This is a genomic window from Algoriphagus sp. Y33 (assembly GCF_014838715.1).
GTDB lineage: Bacteria > Bacteroidota > Bacteroidia > Cytophagales > Cyclobacteriaceae > Algoriphagus.
This window is the reverse complement of sequence record NZ_CP061947.1, coordinates 911,609-928,473: the sequence shown is the minus strand read 5'-3', so window position 1 is coordinate 928,473 and position 16,865 is coordinate 911,609. Positions and strand designations below refer to the sequence as shown.

13 protein-coding genes and 1 tRNA gene are annotated in these 16,865 nt (G+C 42.2%); 7 read left to right on the top strand and 7 right to left on the bottom strand.

The genetic code is table 11. The features are described 5' to 3' along the window. Nucleotides 1-588: 588 nt before the first annotated feature. Nucleotides 589-3,252 (bottom strand): PQQ-dependent sugar dehydrogenase, encoded by a 2,664-nt coding sequence (locus tag ID165_RS03805; protein WP_192349063.1) that lies wholly within the window; start codon nt 3,250-3,252, stop codon nt 589-591. 308 nt (nt 3,253-3,560) lie between these two features. On the opposite strand from ID165_RS03805, the gene ID165_RS03800 reads away from it, so the two are divergent. Both ID165_RS03800 and ID165_RS03795 read left to right on the top strand, forming a co-directional pair. Beyond that, on the top strand, nt 3,561-4,820 hold the full coding sequence (locus ID165_RS03800) for an LVIVD repeat-containing protein (protein ID WP_192349062.1): 1,260 nt from the start codon (nt 3,561-3,563) through the stop codon (nt 4,818-4,820). Nucleotides 4,821-4,827: 7 nt separating this feature from the next. Continuing rightward, entirely contained in the window at nt 4,828-5,451 is a 624-nt protein-coding gene (locus ID165_RS03795; RefSeq protein WP_192349061.1) for a hypothetical protein, read from the top strand. A 133-nt stretch (nt 5,452-5,584) separates the two neighbouring features. Here the strand turns inward: ID165_RS03795 and ID165_RS03790 are convergent, their stop codons facing one another. Beyond that, complete coding sequence (locus tag ID165_RS03790; RefSeq protein WP_192349060.1) at nt 5,585-8,119, bottom strand: phosphoenolpyruvate carboxylase; 2,535 nt, start codon at nt 8,117-8,119, stop codon at nt 5,585-5,587. Nucleotides 8,120-8,534: 415 nt separating this feature from the next. Between ID165_RS03790 and ID165_RS03785 the strand changes: the two genes are divergently transcribed. Next, nucleotides 8,535-9,674: a lactonase family protein gene (locus ID165_RS03785; protein ID WP_192349059.1), complete on the top strand. Its 1,140-nt coding sequence runs from the start codon at nt 8,535-8,537 to the stop codon at nt 9,672-9,674. Here the strand turns inward: ID165_RS03785 and ID165_RS03780 are convergent. Continuing rightward, nucleotides 9,671-10,753, bottom strand: coding sequence for an o-succinylbenzoate synthase (locus ID165_RS03780; RefSeq protein ID WP_192349058.1), 1,083 nt, complete (start codon nt 10,751-10,753; stop codon nt 9,671-9,673). The two genes, ID165_RS03785 and ID165_RS03780, sit on opposite strands and share 4 nt — an antisense overlap. Before the next feature lie 69 nt (nt 10,754-10,822). Between ID165_RS03780 and ID165_RS03775 the strand changes: the two genes are divergently transcribed. Further along, a complete protein-coding gene (locus ID165_RS03775; protein WP_192349057.1) occupies nt 10,823-12,034 on the top strand; it encodes an S-adenosylmethionine:tRNA ribosyltransferase-isomerase in 1,212 nt (403 codons plus the stop codon). Nucleotides 12,035-12,048: 14 nt separating this feature from the next. Here ID165_RS03775 and ID165_RS03770 read toward each other — a convergent pair whose 3' ends face one another. Continuing rightward, nucleotides 12,049-12,321: a hypothetical protein gene (locus ID165_RS03770; protein ID WP_192349056.1), complete on the bottom strand. Its 273-nt coding sequence runs from the start codon at nt 12,319-12,321 to the stop codon at nt 12,049-12,051. 302 nt (nt 12,322-12,623) lie between these two features. Here ID165_RS03770 and ID165_RS03765 point away from each other — a divergent pair. From ID165_RS03765 to ID165_RS26580, 3 genes are all read left to right on the top strand, one after another. Next, nucleotides 12,624-12,712 (top strand) — tRNA-Ser (locus ID165_RS03765). A 407-nt stretch (nt 12,713-13,119) separates the two neighbouring features. Further along, nucleotides 13,120-13,512: an Arm DNA-binding domain-containing protein gene (locus ID165_RS26585; protein ID WP_255505139.1), complete on the top strand. Its 393-nt coding sequence runs from the start codon at nt 13,120-13,122 to the stop codon at nt 13,510-13,512. Nucleotides 13,513-13,641: 129 nt separating this feature from the next. Continuing rightward, nucleotides 13,642-13,914, top strand: coding sequence for a tyrosine-type recombinase/integrase (locus tag ID165_RS26580; protein ID WP_255505137.1), 273 nt, complete (start codon nt 13,642-13,644; stop codon nt 13,912-13,914). 59 nt (nt 13,915-13,973) lie between these two features. On the opposite strand, the gene ID165_RS03755 is transcribed toward ID165_RS26580, so the two are convergent. From ID165_RS03755 to ID165_RS03745, 3 genes are all read right to left on the bottom strand, one after another. Then, nucleotides 13,974-14,948, bottom strand: coding sequence for a hypothetical protein (locus ID165_RS03755; protein WP_192349055.1), 975 nt, complete (start codon nt 14,946-14,948; stop codon nt 13,974-13,976). Nucleotides 14,949-15,023: 75 nt separating this feature from the next. Then, nucleotides 15,024-15,611 carry a helix-turn-helix transcriptional regulator gene (locus ID165_RS03750; protein ID WP_225586970.1) on the bottom strand — a complete coding sequence of 196 codons (588 nt, stop codon included), beginning with the start codon at nt 15,609-15,611 and terminating at the stop codon, nt 15,024-15,026. Nucleotides 15,612-16,088: 477 nt separating this feature from the next. Next, on the bottom strand, nt 16,089-16,835 hold the full coding sequence (locus ID165_RS03745; protein WP_192349054.1) for an NUDIX domain-containing protein: 747 nt from the start codon (nt 16,833-16,835) through the stop codon (nt 16,089-16,091). Between the last annotated feature and the right edge of the window lie 30 nt (nt 16,836-16,865).

Below are 16,865 nucleotides of genomic sequence, written 5' to 3'. Positions count from 1 at the left end.
AAAGCCATGAAATTCACAATTTTGTATTCAAACCAAAAAACACAGGCATAAAACCAAGAATATACACACCTTTTTTGTGCATTTAAATTTGTCCCATTTCTTTAATTAAGATAAAATTCCGAAGTAAAATTCTAGGAAAAAATCAATTGCGAATTAAATTAGTTCAAATAAATATTTTTAGTAAAAAACACTAAAAATATTTATTTGAACTTTTATGCTAAGAAAACCCGCAATCCCCTGGTTAAAAAGAAATCAACTATTCGGATAAGTATTTTTTTTGCCATACATCCACATTAAAAAGAACCCTAAAAGGCCACATTATCTGCTATGTAATAATATTCATCCTGTGCCATAATGATATGATTCACTCCCAAAATATCCAAAATCTTTCAGGTTTTCTGGATTCGTTTAGTCAATCGTAAATCCTACAATGAAGAAAGTTTTCCATACGGATTATTATGGGCCATAAATAAAATTTTTCTTATGCATAGTCATTAAGGAATTTGATTGACACTTAACTCGCAACCCTCACTCTTCTTGCGCCATAGACCTATTCCTCTAATAACCCAAATACGGTTTTTATTAAGCTCACCTCCCAAACTTTAATGTGCTCAGATTAAATGTGTTCCAAATCGAGATTGGCTCATCTGTAAGATAAACAAAGTACAAATCTCCATAATAGTCCGTCTCCGGAATGGTTAACGAAAAATCAAACCATCCTTCATTTGGATCCGAAGCAAGCCGGGAATCATTGGTGAGCATCGCCGTTTCGGCGATCAGTCGGCCATCAGGAGACCCTGTCCGCACCTGGATTTTTCCTTTGGTAGTTGCGGGCAGAATGGACAGTGTAATTTTATTAATTTGGTTTAGGTCAATATCCTTCAGCAAAAGCCAGGATTCGGAAGTAGTGAATTGTACAAAGTACTCATCTTCGGGGTTAGCTCTGGCTGCACCTTCCAGGTGATCTGCGCTATATGCTGATACAGCCGTATTTCTCAATTTCAATTGACCGGTAGTCTTAATCCTGGGAATACCGTTTGCTCCCCGATCTTCATAGGACGCCTGTATCAGGTAGAATCCCTCAGGATCATCCACATTTTCAACCTGATACTTTCCTGAAGCAGGCAAACCCGAAACTCCAGTTGGATTGGCGATGCCCAACACAAAATCAATCATCTGTCCTATTTTAATCTCATCCAAGTGGGTATGCCCTGGCATAATCTGCTCGCCCCATACTCCGGCTCCCCCATTTCTGACTTTATCGATCAGGTATATTTTGGCTTTTGGATCGTTTTTGTATTTCTCAGACACTGACGTATAATCCGGACCTACGGACTCATTGCTGATTCCGTGGCAGGCTTTGCATCCCGCTTCATTGATATAAGACTCCCCAACGCTCAAAATCTCTTCCTGATGGCCCGTTTCTATCAGATCATATCCGCCTTCCAGATAAGCTATCGTCATGTTGATTTGAGATGGATCTATTTGCCCATCTTCTTTATCAGATGCCGTAACCGCATAGCTGATCGTCTCCTTTCCAAAATAGAAACTTCGGTTTCCCTGCCAGTCAATAGAAACTGTCGGTGCCTCGTTCCCCACTTTTACTTCCAAAAATGAACTTGAAGTCTCCCCCTTTAGATCAGTTGCCGTTAATTTCACGCTATAAATTCCTGGGGCACCATAAGTATAGGTTGGATTTGTATCAGTGGAAGTGGTTCCGTTCTCCCCAAACTCCCAGTGAAAACTGACTTGATCGTCAGTATCGGGGTCATTTGTTCCTGAAGAGGAAAAATTCACCGTAAAAGGGGCTGCGCCCACAGTTCTATCCGCGGAAATTTTCACATCCGGCCTTCTGTTTCCTTCCGAAAACACGATTCTGTACAGACCCGAATCATCGTTATTTGCACGCCAAAAAGTCCCATACTCCAATACATACAAAGAACCGTCTTTAGCAAACTGCATATCCATAGGTTTTTCAAAGTGAGTCTCGGGCATAAATTGCTCCATGGTATCGTACTCGAAATCCTCTGTCAAGCTAACAGTGAAAATCCAGTTTCTCATCCAGTCATAGATAAACAGTTTCTCATTGTAATACCCCGGAAATCTCACATCAGACTTCTCATAATCTTCACGGTAATACACTTGACCGGCCATGGCATTTCTACCCCCCTGACCGAGCATGGGAAATTGCTCTGACTCTGCATAGGGATAATAGATCAAAGCAGGCTTCGCGACAGGCAATACCCCCATGCCTGTATTATTGGGTGAAGTATTCTTTGGCTCATTTGGGTCAAATTGAAACAAGCTTTCACCGGTGGCAAAGTCATACTTCCAATAGGCCGAATTATTCCCCACAAAATAAGGCCATCCGTAATAGCCGGGGCCTGTCGCAACATTGATTTCATCGTACCCCTTGGGCCCACGGCCTTCTTTGTCTTCTGAACCGTCAGGCCCTACTTCTCCCCAATACAAATTGCCGTTACGACTGTCTATAGAAAATCTGAAAGGGTTACGATTGCCTTTCACATAGATTTCGGGGCGGGTTTTGGGTGTACCCAAAGGGAATAAATTACCTTCAGGAATAGAATATCCTCCTTCCCGATTAGGTTTGATCCGAAGAATCGCACCGCGCAGGTCATTAGTATTGCCCGAACTTCTTTGGGCATCCACATTTTTAGGTTGGTCTTGCCGCTCATCTATTGGATTGAAATTACTTGACTCAAAGGGGGTAGAGTCATCTCCTATTCCCAAGTACAGATTGCCCTGAGCATCAAATTCCAGACCTCCCCCGGAATGGCAACATCCCCGATAAATGTCCACATCCAGAATGATTACCTCAGAGGCCAAATCAAGCTTATTATCTACAAAGTCAAATCTCGAAATCCTGTTTAAAGCTGCTTCGGAAGCCGGGGCATAATAGAGATACAACCAGTTATTAGTGTTGAAATCTGGATCCTTTGCCATTCCCATTAAGCCATCTTCACGCTCAGGGAATACCTCCAACTCTCCTACCACTATAGTATTTCCTGATTCCGCCTGAAAAAGTTTGAGTTTCCCATGCCGTTCGATGATCAATACATCTCCGTTATCCAGCACCTCGATTTCCATGGGTTCATTGAAGTTGCCTGCCAAAGGGATCTTGGTAAATCTTGATTCATCCGGTTTCTCGGTGGCAAAGGGATCTCGTTGCTTTTTGTCACAACTCCAAAAAATCAAACTACAGACTGCAAACGGAAGCAGATACTTTCTCATACGGTTTACTATGGTTTAATAAGAGCGTTAAGGTAAAGAAATCTGAAAATCTAAGGGGGCTGATTATGATCAATGGCATTATTTTCAGCCCAAGAAATTTTCCCTCCTATAAAAAACAGCCCAAGAATCCTGCGAGAAGGAATAACACTTAACGCCCATCGGTTGAATTTGACATCGAACTTAGATCGACCGCAAGGGGTATAGGATGATTTTGAAAAAAATCAAATTTTTCTAACGTCCTCTGTAGCATATTATTGTTCGGTTACGTCTGAATATCACATGCTTTTACACCACTAAAATCGAGCTATATGAAACGTTTCTCCTTTTCCTATCCACTTCTCTTACTATCGATTTTGTTATTATCATCCTGCCATGATGAAGTCAATTCTTCATACACTTACCATACTATGATGCCGGTGTATGTGGAAATGAGCAATGAAAGAGCAAGGATCATCACAACCGAACCTGCCAAACCATTGGACAACCCAGGCAAAATCTACATCTATGGAGATTACCTTTTTATTAATGAGCCTACAAAGGGAATTCACATTCTGGACAATTCCAACCCCTCCAACCCTATCAATTTGAGCTTTATATCCATTGCTGGAAATGTAGACATGGCGGTGAATGGCAATATTCTTTATGCTGATAATTATGTAGATCTACTAGTATTCGACATCAGTAATATCAGCAGTATACAAATGGTAAAACGTATCGAAGATGTTTTTACCCATATGTTCTATCACGAAACAGGTGAAATAATTAGTTTCCGTGACACGGTAATTACCACCGAAAATCCTGGATGGGAAAGAGGTGGATGGCTAGAAGGTGCATGGATGATGGATTCTAGGATGAGCTTTTCAGCCAACCTTTCTGCTGCATCGCAAAGCTACGGTATAGGTGGATCCATGGCTAGGTTTACACTTTCAAATCAACATCTTTATGCAGTAGACGAATCAACCTTGCGTGTATTTAATGTAGAGACTCCTGCCGACCCCACTTTTGTAAAACCAATTGATCTAGGCTGGGGAATTGAAACCATTTTCCCTTTTGAGGACAAGCTATTTATCGGATCAAATGCCGGGATGTATATCTACGATGCCAGCACCCCGAATTCTCCTACCCGTATGTCAGTTTATGAGCATGTTCAGGCTTGCGATCCTGTAGTGGTGAATGAAGATTACGCTTTTGTGACATTGAGAAATGGTAACACCTGCTGGAATGGCGTGAATGAGCTTCAGGTAATTGATATCAAAGACCTCTACCAACCCAAACTCACAAAATCCTACAGTATGCTCAATCCCCATGGATTGGGACTAGCCGGAAACCACCTGTACGTAGCCGAAGGAACTCATGGTCTTAAAAGCTTCGATGTCAGCAACGTAATGACTATTGACCAAAATCAACTCGAGTTTTTGACCAACCAACAATCGGTTGACCTGATCCCCGGACCCAAATCTCTGATTGTGATCGGCCCTGATGGCGTTTGCCAATTTGACTATAGCAACCCATCCAAACTGAAAAAACTCAGCTGTATCCAAGTCAGCAATCCGGTCAACTTATATTGATAAGCTGATGTCAAACGCAATCAAACTCTTACTAATTGGCTTTTTCCTCGTCAGTCTCGAAGGTTTTGCTCAGAAGAAAATATATTTTGGACAGACCGAAATTGGATTTCTGCGTGGCCGAAGTCAAGAGCAATGGGACGGAAATCATGAGAAACGATTTGATGCCAGCTTTATGACTTTTCATGGGGCACAAGTAGTCAAAAACCATGTAATCGGATTTTCCCTCGGACTTGATCAATACGATGAAATTTCCATCCTCCCCATTGCGTTGGGATGGAGAGGTTTTCTGGGAAAAGATGGCAAACCCAGGATTTTTGGAGGATTTGATTTGGGAGGAGGCACAGCGATTTTGGAGAAAAAAGTAAGCGATGAATGGAGTAAAAGCTGGTATGAAGGCGGATTCTTAGTCAGTCCATCGGCAGGGTTGAGCTTTCCCTCCAAAAAAGGCAAATCTGCTCTTTCTTTCAGCTTTGCTTACAAAAGGCAGGAAGTTTCACAATTCCATGGGGTTTTGTCCCGTTCAGGTACCCAGACAGCTACTTCTGACCGTCTTCCTTCCGGATACAGTTCTCTGACAGAAAACAACTTCATATATCGAAGCTTTGTATTCCGGCTGGGACTTATGTATTAAAACTGAAATCCAGTCCGGTTTCCCGAGAAGCAGGACATCAGTGACTCCAAAACCGCCACTGCGTGCATCCTTTCAAACAAAAGCCCGGCTGAATCTAATCAACCGGGCTTTTCAAATAAATTATGAAGCGTACTTACGCTGCATTCCTTGCTGCATTGATAATCCCAAACATACTTCTCAGGATCAACTTTTGAAGCACTTCTGTGGACTTACCTGTTTCAAGTATTTTCTGAATAGCGTACTGCTGCACTGTAATCAAAGGCAATACGATTCGCTCTCTAATTTCAATTGACTTTTTAATGACCTTGTTGTCCCCCATCAGTTCATCCATTGAAGACACTTCTTTGAGTTTCTCTATAGACCTAAGGTACTCGTCGTACATAATCTCCCAGAATTCACCATAATTCTTGTCATGCTTTAGATAAGCAGTAGCCGGATAAAAACACTTGGTCAATGACTGCATGGAATTACCGAGAAGTGCTCTGAAGAATAGACTGTTATTATATAATTCTTTCAAGTCACCCAATTTCCCTCTCTTTTCCAATTCCTCCACCGCAGCTCCTACACCGTAGAAACCAGGAATATTTTGTTTCATCTGAGCCCATGACCCCACAAAAGGAATTGCCCTTAGATCTTCGAATTTCAAGCCTTCACCCTTACCTCTTTTTAAAGGCCTGGAACCGATATTTGTCATCCCAAAGTACTTAAGTGGAGTCACGTGCTCCAAATAAGGCACAAACTTAGGATGGCTTTTGAATTTCTTGTAGGATTCATAGGCTTCTCCTGCCAGCTCGTCGATCAAAGCACGTTGCCCGTTATTTAAATTCTTATCTGCACCACCGTAAAGATGGTTTTCCAAACCTGCACTGAGGAGCTGCTCAAAATTGTAAGTGCACGAAGCAACTTTACCATAATTGGCAGAAATAGTCTGACCCTGGATAGTTATCTGTATTTCAGAGTTTTCTACTTTCTCTCCCAGAGAGGCATAGAAATTATGCATGTTTCCTCCGCCACGTGCAGGGGGCCCTCCTCTACCGTCGAAGAAGACTACTTCTATTCCATTTTCCCTTGATACTCTGGTCATCTCCTCTTTAGCCCTTAAGATAGACCAGTTGGCCTGAAGGTATCCACCGTCTTTTGTTCCGTCAGAGAAGCCAAGCATGATGGTTTGTTTATTTCCCCTGGATGCCAAATGTTTTTTGTATTCAGGAAGATTGTAGAGACTTGTCATGATCTCAGGAGCTTCTGCCAAATCGTCAATTGTCTCAAAAAGCGGCACAATGTCCAAAGGAAGGTTTTCCTTGTCTGCACCCAGCGTCAGTTTTGCCAACTTAAAAACTTCCAACAGGTGCTTTCTGGATTGGCAATTAGAAATGATGTAGCGATTGAGAACCTCTTCCCCACTTTCCTGCTGGACTGAGTCAATTACACCTAATGACTGCAATATTTCTTGATTAAACTCGTCCTGAAATGAAGCTATTTCAGGGAGCTCTGTCAATGACAGGATTTGGGCAATTTGTTCATCCTCCGTGCCTTCTAGTTTCTTGCCCTGAAGCTGAAAAATCTCGTCTATCAATGCATCATGCTTGCGGCTGTCCTGACGCATATCCATGCATGCGAAGTGGAAACCGAATATTTTTACTTTCAGAATAAACTGATCCAATACATCCAGGAAAAGTCCTTCGTGATACTTAATTAAGCCTTCTCTTGCAGAAAGCAAATCAGCAAGCAGTTGGTCTTTGGTCTTATAGACAGGATCATTTTCAAATAAAGTAGCGTAAAGACCCCGTTCGATATTAATCAGGATTTCTTCCACATGCTTGAAAGTCAATCTTCGCCGAACTTTCCGGACATCACGGTAATAGCATTTTAGAACCCACTTTTTCAAGCGTTCTGCCACCTGCTTTGTAATGGTATGTGTTACAAAAGGATTTCCGTCCCTATCTCCCCCCGGCCAAAAGCCGACTTTCAACAAGCCCGGGTTTTCCCAATCATGAAGCGGGATATTCAAGGATCCCAGTAAGCGAACCATAATATCAGAAATACTCTGGTAGAATATATTTTCCAAAAACCAGATCAAGCTCACCGCCTCATCGTAAGGCGTTGGTTTTTCCCGTTTGGTAAACCCTGTTTTGCCCAGTTGCTGAAGAAGGGAATTGATCTTTCCGATGTCATCCGTACGGATTGCATTCTCCAAATCTGTGATAATAGCCAAGACATTGCCTGGATAAAATTGTGTCGGATGGGCAGTTAGCGTAAGACGTACCGAAAAAGTTTTCAATTTCTCGACTAGCTCTTCCCGCTTGTTATCATTGTCCGTACGGTCTATCAAAGCCTTAATTGTTCCTTTCCCATTCAGATCATGGATCTTCTCATAGGCGGCATCCTCTATAGAGTCAAACAAAACAACCTGTCGCTCTACGTATTGGATCATCTGGAAAAGCAAATCAGATTGCTGAGATTCCGTAGAATCAGGCATTAATTCATCGAAAAACCCTGCAATAATTTCCTTTGGGGTCAATCCTTTCTGGAAGCCATTTTGACATGCCGTACCTAAAATCGGAAGCAAGGTTCCTGTGCGGTAAATGTCATTGAAGGGAAGATCCAAAAATAAACTGTTGTAAATCGTGAAGCGCTTGGCTACTTGGGTATCATAGGTTTTGTACATTATTCATCTTCCGTTTTAATGGAAAAGCAAATTAGCGAAAATTCTAAAAACTGAAATAACTATTGAGTATTCATTAACAAATAATCTTATTTTCTTTCTTTTTATTAATCAAATGAGCATTTTCTCGATAAAAAGACAAAATATTGATTTCGGATATTTCCATATCTTTCTGATATGAAATCGAACATTTCGAAGACAGCACACAGTGAGATGTAAGATGGTTATCCGCTGCGTAAGATTCCATAGCCTGCCCCGACTAATCGGGATGACCTATGAAAGATAAATAAAAACACCTGAAATCGGGCATGACGCAAGCGACACACAAGAGGAATGATTATCCAAATGCGAGATTCTCCCGATCTGCCGCGGCGGACGGGACAGGCTATGGGACCATTAAAAACCAAATTATAAACAGATGAAAAAATCACTTGTTCTCTCCCTACTTCTTGCGATCTCATTGGCCTGCACCACAGAAAAAACAACTGAAATGACAGAAACACCCATTACCTATACTTTTTTGGTAGGAACTTATACAGACAAAGAAAGTCAGGGCTTAAACCAACTTGATTTTACTCCTTCGGAAAACAGACTAGAAGTTCGGACAATTTTTCCCGGCATACAAAACCCTTCATTTGTATTGGCTAATTCAGCAGGGGACAAGGTTTTCACTTTAGAAGAAATAGGTGATCTCCCGGGTGGGAATATAATCAGCTTAAGCCGCTCGTCAGAAAATCAATCGCTTTCCAAACTGAGTGAAATATCAAGCTTCGGAGACCATCCCTGTTATCTTGCATTAGCTCCGACAGAAGATTTTTTGACTGTGGCAAATTATAGCGGCGGAAGTTTAAGTGCTTATAAGATCGGAAAAGAAGCAGAATTAACCCACCTACAGACGATCCGGCACGAAGGAAGCAGTGTCAATAAGGAACGTCAAAATGCTCCACATGTTCACAGCACGGTATTCAGCCCGGACGGGAAATTCTTACTGGCAGCAGATCTTGGTACGGATCAGGTCTATGTGTATGATTTTGACAACACCTCAAAAGAACCCCTCAGCTTAAACAACACATTTAAATCCCAACCCGGAGATGGCCCACGACATCTTGTGTTTTCAGCCGATGGAGGTGAGCTATTTATCTTGCAGGAATTAACGGCTGTATTGGAAGTAGTTGATTTTAAAGAGGGAAAACTCACTCCCAAGCAACGGATCTCCCTGATTACGGATAACCCTGAAGGTGATGTAGGAGCTGCCGAGGTACGGATCTCTTCTGACGGTAAAAACATTTATGCATCCAACCGCGGAGATGCCAACAACCTTTCGGTGCTTGCGAAGAAAGACGGCGGAAATTATGAACTGATCCAGCAAGTAAGTTCAGGAGGGGTAATGCCACGTAATTTCAATTTGACAGCTGATGGCAAATACCTAATCTCCGCCAATCAAGCGAGCAATGACATTGTAGTTTTTGAACGGGACGGAGAAACAGGAAAGTTAAACCAAACTTCCTGGAAAGTGGAAATAAACAAGCCTGTGTACCTCTTCAGACTAGGCGATTAAGCAGGTTCCTCCCAAGCAATAGTCGGATTATAATGAATCTGACCCCGATCTATTTCCAAGGGGGATTCCAGATTATTCATATAAAGCTTTCCAGTACCCAGACCTTGGGGAATCTTTGTCTCCAGGCTATCGGCAAGCTGTGCGATGGCGTTCAGTCCAATAGTACTCTCCAAGGCCGAGGTCATCCACCAGCCAATACTTCGAGCCTCCGCAAGCTCAATCCATTCTTTGGTTTCCAATATCCCGCCCAGCAAAGTCGGCTTTACTATGATATACTGTGGCTCAATTTTATCAAGAAGCTCAGCTTTGTCCTTTACACCGATTAGTTCCTCATCCAGTGCTATCGGCAACGGGGTAACTGCACATAGCTGCTTCATTGCATCCCAATTGCCCGCAGCAATAGGCTGCTCAATGCTATGTAAATCGTACTGTGCCAGTTGCTGAAGCTTGCCAAGTGCATCTTTAGTAGAAAAAGCGCCATTGGCATCCACCCGAAGCGTAATCTGATCTTTGGAAAAGCGGGATCTAATATATTCGAGAAGATCCAATTCCTGCCGGAAGTCAATTGCACCTATTTTCATTTTGATGCAGTCAAATCCCTGCGCCAACTTTTCATTGATCTGCTCCAGCATAAAATCCTGCCGCCCCATCCAGATTAGCCCATTGATGGATATAGACTTTTCCCCATTATAAAAACCGCTGCCAAGGATTTTCTTTTTACCTCCATTTATCAAATCCAGAATGGCCGTTTCCAAAGCAAAACGAATGCTGGGCAGCTCAAATGGAATTAATTCCCGTAACTGTCTCAAGACATCCGCTTCATTCTTTTCAAAAGCTATTTCAGACAGCCCTGACATTATTTCGCTGAGAACTTGCTCAAAATCTTCCCTGTCGTCCGGGCTCAACTTCACTAAAGGTGCAGCTTCACCCCAACCCAACAGTCCGGGATTTCCAGTATGGAAAGCTTTGATCCAAAACACATCTTTTGTTTTCAATACTCCTCTGGAGGTGCCTGCATCAAACTTGAAAACCAAAGTTCTTTTTACGTAGTCAAAGTTGATTATGGAAGAATCTGGCATGGATTATAAGAGGTTGTAGAAGGTACTTGAAACGAGTTTGGTTATATTTGCAGGCAGAATCCCCTATTTATGCAGATCCCGGCAATTGATTTAACCGCCTACGAATATACATTACCCCCTGAAAAGATCGCAAAATTCCCTTTGGTAAAGCGGGACTCTTCAAAGCTTTTACACTACAAAGAAGGCAGGATTTCTCATCAAAATTTTAGTAGTATTCCTGATTTGCTCCCGTCAGACACCTTACTGGTATACAATGACACTAAGGTAATTCCGGCCCGGTTGATTTTCCAACGGGAAACAGGAGCACGCATAGAGATTTTTTTACTTCAACCTATTTCTCCCACTACAGTGATTCCTGAGATTATGCTAGCCAAGCATCCTGTAATCTGGGAAACCATGATCGGCAATGCCAAGAAATGGAAGGACGGAGAGATCTTGAAAGGATTAATTCCATTACAGGATGGTACAATTACGCTTCAGGCCAAGCTAATCCACCGGGAGGCACGTCAAGTAGAATTCTCATGGGACAATGAAGAGGTCACTTTTGTGGATGTGGTAGAAGCTAGTGGCGAAGTACCGCTTCCCCCCTACCTGAACCGTAAGCCAATAGAGGAAGACAAATCAAGGTATCAGACAGTCTATTCAGAAAAAGAAGGTGCTGTAGCCGCTCCCACTGCCGGCCTGCATTTCACACCGGAGATTTTTGGACAGTTGAAATCAAAAGGCATCAAACAAACACAAGTCACACTACATGTAAGTGCCGGTACTTTTCAGCCGATCAAAGCAAAGGAAGTCGCTGAGCACCCCATGCACAGTGAGCAGATCCACGTCAGCAGAGAAACAATCGAACGCATCAGCGCGCACCTAGGCAAAGTGGTTACAGTAGGAACTACTTCCGTGCGTACGCTGGAAAGTTTGTATTGGTATGGGGTGAAATTACTCGAAGGAAAAGACGAGGAATTGAAAATCGGGAAACTGTTTCCTTACGAAAACAGGGTAAGTCTACCTACTGCACAAGAATCCTATAAGGCTATTCTTGCATTAATGCATAAAAAGGGTCTTGAAACGATCATGGGCACCACGGAGATATTTATTTTCCCCGGATACAAATTCAAGATTGTTCAAGGGCTAATCACCAATTTTCATCAGTCGGGATCTACACTTATTCTCCTGATTGCAACGATTCTTGGCGAAGACTGGAAACGTGTCTATGCTGAGGCCTTGGCAAATGATTATAGATTTTTGAGCTATGGAGACAGCAGTCTGCTCTGGATAGCCTAAATATTTCCTCCAATTTAAGGGAGTTTCGAAGATGAAGATGCCTGAAAACTAAATATTTCGAATTCAGAATAGTCAATTTCTTTCACCATCACGATCATTGCATTTGCAAATTCCTGCTTACAAGCAAGAACTTCATAGGAATAAAAGAGTTCATCGGTTGTCCTGATTTCTAGAGACCCAAAAAAACGGTAAAGTTCCTCTTGGGAATTGGAACGGATGGCAACGCATCCACTTCTGGATTGGGAGTTCTCAATCAGAAAACTTGCAGTAGATGTTTGGATTATCATAATGTCGGCTTGAGAGTAAAGTACAAATTTAGCCTCCCCATTTTTCTTATATATACCCTGTACAGGGTATTTTTTAGACTTCGGGGGGCTACTGGAAAATTATTTAATTTGATTGTCAGACTATTAGGCAAAAAGATAAAATCATTGGATTCCTATCTGTTAATGATTTGTTAAAATCTGATCAATTGACTTATATTTGCATCGATTTACGGGATGGAATGATGAATAGATCAGCCAATTCGAAAAAAAGCGTCGAAAAGATGTTTTTTTACACGTAGAAAAAGTAAGCCAAATAAACATCTAGAGAGTTGGGTGAGTGGCTTAAACCAGCAGTTTGCTAAACTGTCGTACGTGTCAAAGCGTACCGGGGGTTCGAATCCCCCACTCTCTACTCGTAAACACTTAAAACTAGCGAGTTACAATTTCAAAAATTGTCAACTCGCTTTTTTTATTGGTAAACAAGATCATAAAACATTGATTATCAATATATTATATGTTTTTCAGTATAGATCAGACTAATGAGCGGGCCAGATGAAAAAACTGCCTTTACAGCATTTAATCGTGGTCACCCCCCTATAATTTTCATAATTGCCTGTAATTCCAGTGCGTCATTCGTGGCGTTCGTCTAATCGAAAAAAAAGACGCACTGGTATTGTTATAGATTACTGATTTACAACATGTTCAATAGATGAGCATCTTGTGATTTAGAACTTGTATTCCGAGTTTTGTTCAACCTAACTAATCAAATCATGTTAGAAAAAAGCTTCGGAAGAAAAAAGCTTCGGATTGCTCTTCTTTTTGAAACAATCGAAAAAAACCACCACAGGAGACAAGTATGTGTACTTGCGAATTACAGTTGACGGAATAGCTAAAGACCTGTCAACAAAAAGATTATGGAGCCCAAAACGTTGGAATAACGCCATTGGAAGGGCAAACGGTAATAAAGAAGAGGACCGCACATTAAACGCCTACCTAGATTCTCTCCACCACAAAGTACTTCAAGCGAAAAAACAGCTAATTGATTCAGATAAGGAAGTGACTTCTGAAGCATTAAAAAATGTGCTACTTGGAATCGGAGAAAAGAGAAGGATGATTCTTGAAATTTATCAGGAGCACAACGACCGGGTAGAGGATCTGCTGGATAAAGAATTTGCCTACGGTAAACAACGTAAGGGATATTTTTCTTTTTAGCTGCTACACGGGTCTGGCATACATTGATGTCAAAACCTTGGCAAAAACCAGATATCCACAGGGATTGACGGGGAACAGTGGATCTATACCCATCGTCAAAAAACCGATTCCCCTACTCTACTTCCCTTATTGCCGAAAGCTTTGGAGTTGGTTGAAAAATACCGAAATCATACCCAATGCCAGGACGGGACTCATGTATTGCCTGTTTTAAGCAATCAAAAGATGAATTCGTATTTGAAAGAAATCGCAGATGTCTGTGAGATCAATAAACCGCCCATCTTCCATATCGCACGGCGCACAGTTGAGACAACCATTCCCTTAGCAAACGGTGTACCGATTGAAACCGTATCAAAAATGCTCGGGCACAAATCTCTAAAGCAAACACGTCACCATCTTTTTTGATTCTATTGTAGAATATATCTTACGGACGATTCTTGCATACTACTACGCTTAGCTCCTTCTTATTCAGGGAGAGGAAGGACTATCAGTCCGAATTTCTTGTTCCGGGTATCAAGTACCAAGATGCTGTTTATAAACAACTTGTTACCTGTCATTCCACCAATACCTATACGTTTCATCTGTATGGCCTGTGCATCGCTAACCCCTTCCATGTATGTCACATGCTTTAAGGGAAGTGCTTGTCCGGCAAATTCGATAGTGCCCGAGGTACGAACGGTATTGGCTATAAGTTTACGATCCCAAGAAGTGACTTCGTTTTGCTCTACCAGCGTATCGCAAGAAAGGACTTCAGCGGTTTCCCGGTCGGTTAGAAGTTCATAGGCACTGGATCCCGTATCAAAAAAAATCATGAGATTCTTATCTCCCAGTTGTGCAGGTAGCAGCACACTTCGACGTTCGAAGATCATGTCGGTCAGTATGAGTTGTGGTCTCAGGTTTGCCGGAATTTCTTTTCCTATAAAAAGCTCCATCGCCGGATAATCAATTACGGCAACACGTCCGTCAATGAGGTCTGCACCGATAGTACCGATCACTGTCATACTAGTATTATCTTTCCAGTTGATCTGGGATTTCCCGTGTTCGATCAGGTTGATTTCCTTGGCGAGAACATCAATTTCGCCGAGTCTAAACTGGAAATCGGTGAGCACCACCGTGTCTCCGGAAACAATTGCCTGTGGATATTCCTCCCGAATCTGAAGGACTTTGTCGTGATAAAGGACGGAGTTCGGCGCTCCGAGATCGAACTGCATATAGAAAAGTTTTGGGCAGTCTTTTAATTCGATAGGGATCAACATGGCAGCATAGGGTTCAAACCTGGTTTGCAGGGTGTCACTTAACCATAGGAACTCTATGGTTTTATCCGTGAAATCGAACTGAAGTTGGTTTGGTGGAAGTGTAGGCATTTGTTGGGCAGAGACCAAATTTGGTGTCATTACCCATAAAGCGATCTGGATAATTCGGGATAGGGAATTTTGCATACGTGTTTTGGCAAGTCCTCAAAAGTAGCGGGTTACGTGGCAGATTTCATCCGACATTCACACGTCGTTTAGACGTCAAATCCCCATTTTTAAGCCAGTAACAGCTTTGATACGAAAAAAATAGCCGGTGATAGTAAGGAAGTTCATGATGTATGCCACGAAGACGACCCACAAGTAATTCACGATGATCGTACCGTTACCGTATTTTTGGAGAAAGAAATTCATTGCAAGTGTTACCAAAAGCCCAGTGTGAAAGAGGACAACCCACCGGATTTGCGTCCTCACCATGCCACGGGCAAACGACAACGCTGGCCCATTGAGTCTTTTTTCTTTGCGTAACATGTTTTGAGCTATCAAGAAATGGACATAAGGGATCACCAGGTAGCTAAAGTAGGACAGGCACAGAATCCGTAGAAAGTGGGTAGTATCTGATTGATCCATTGTGCCCGAAACGTTGTCGGGTGGTGTCGAATCGATTTCATCATAAGGAACGTTGAGTGCTTTGGCGATGGCACGCAAGGTGTACATTCGCGGAATACTTTGCCCGTTCTCGATTCGCTGAATAGTACGTACGGAGAGCTGTGCACGTAGAGCGAGTTCCTCCTGTGTAAGGCCGAGGGTGCGGCGGGCAGTGATTATTTTTTCCGGCAGTGTCATGGTCATCTTAAAAATATCAGAAATACGGCATGATTCCGAAGGCTTCTACCTCCATTTGGTTAGAAACTTGTGGTCATTACTTTAGCGCGCTCTTGCATTTTGAACTTGTAAATACTGAATCCACGACAATTGCACTTGTTTTTTCCTGTCTAACTTAGTTTAGGAAAACTAATAATGCAAGCCGTTCTATGTCATAAAAGATATGGTTTATAGCTTTCCCTGTCAAGATAAGTGATAGCTGTAAGCTGCTAACAGACATCCTAAGGAAAACAAATTCCACTGCGAAAAACCGGACATTATTCCGAAAAGTGTGTAATTGAATTTTTGGGGTTGGTTAGAAAATACATCCGTTTACAGGGTTACGGTGCCGGAGTCAAACAATTTTACCCGGCCAGCCCCCTGCGACTTATCCATATCCGCCCCTGAAATAAGCGGAAGATCCCTGATACATCAATTCCGGTACCCTGAAATTTCCGCATAACTTCAGAAAGAGACCCCTCCGTTAAGTGCCTCGTAATACTTTTTGTAATCAAAACGGTATAAATGTGGCGCTCTGTTGGCCCCCCCCACCCGTTTTTCCTCCAATTTGATCAGAAAATCGTATCCGGTCATCATTTTGTGGAAATTACGCCTATCCAACTCGGTATTCAGGATACCCTGAAATAGATTTTGCAATTCATTCATGGTAAATTTTTCCGGCAGCAGATTTCCAACCGGCTGATGGCGAATCTCTCTTCTTAAGGTTTGAAGTGCCACCTCTATCATTTCATTATGATCAAACAGCAATTTTGGGACATCTGCCACATCCCACCAACTACACTCATCGGTGTAAAAATCAGGTTTTGCAACTACCTTTTCTATATCCACTAATGCGTAATAGCCAACAGAAACAGTTCGAGGCAGGTTTTGAAGCTGTAAAATATCCTCTCCAATAGCCTGTTTAACATATTCCAAGGTTTCCTCTTTGGAATAGTATACGTACCGTTGGGTATTTCCGAAAGTATTGAACTGCCTCAAGAACACATTCTTCAGCCCTGTTCTTTCCTCCAGCGTGCGGACAGCTGCTACACTGATGGGTTCACCTACATAAATTCTGCCACCCGGCAGACTCCACTTCTCCGTACCCTTCCATTTTAACAACAACACTTTCAGTCTATTTGCCTGAAAACCCACAATCACAAAGTCAATGGACACTTCCTTTAAAATAGAATCAAACACTAATCCCAACATTCTTTACTTAATTTATAAGATTTATCAAAA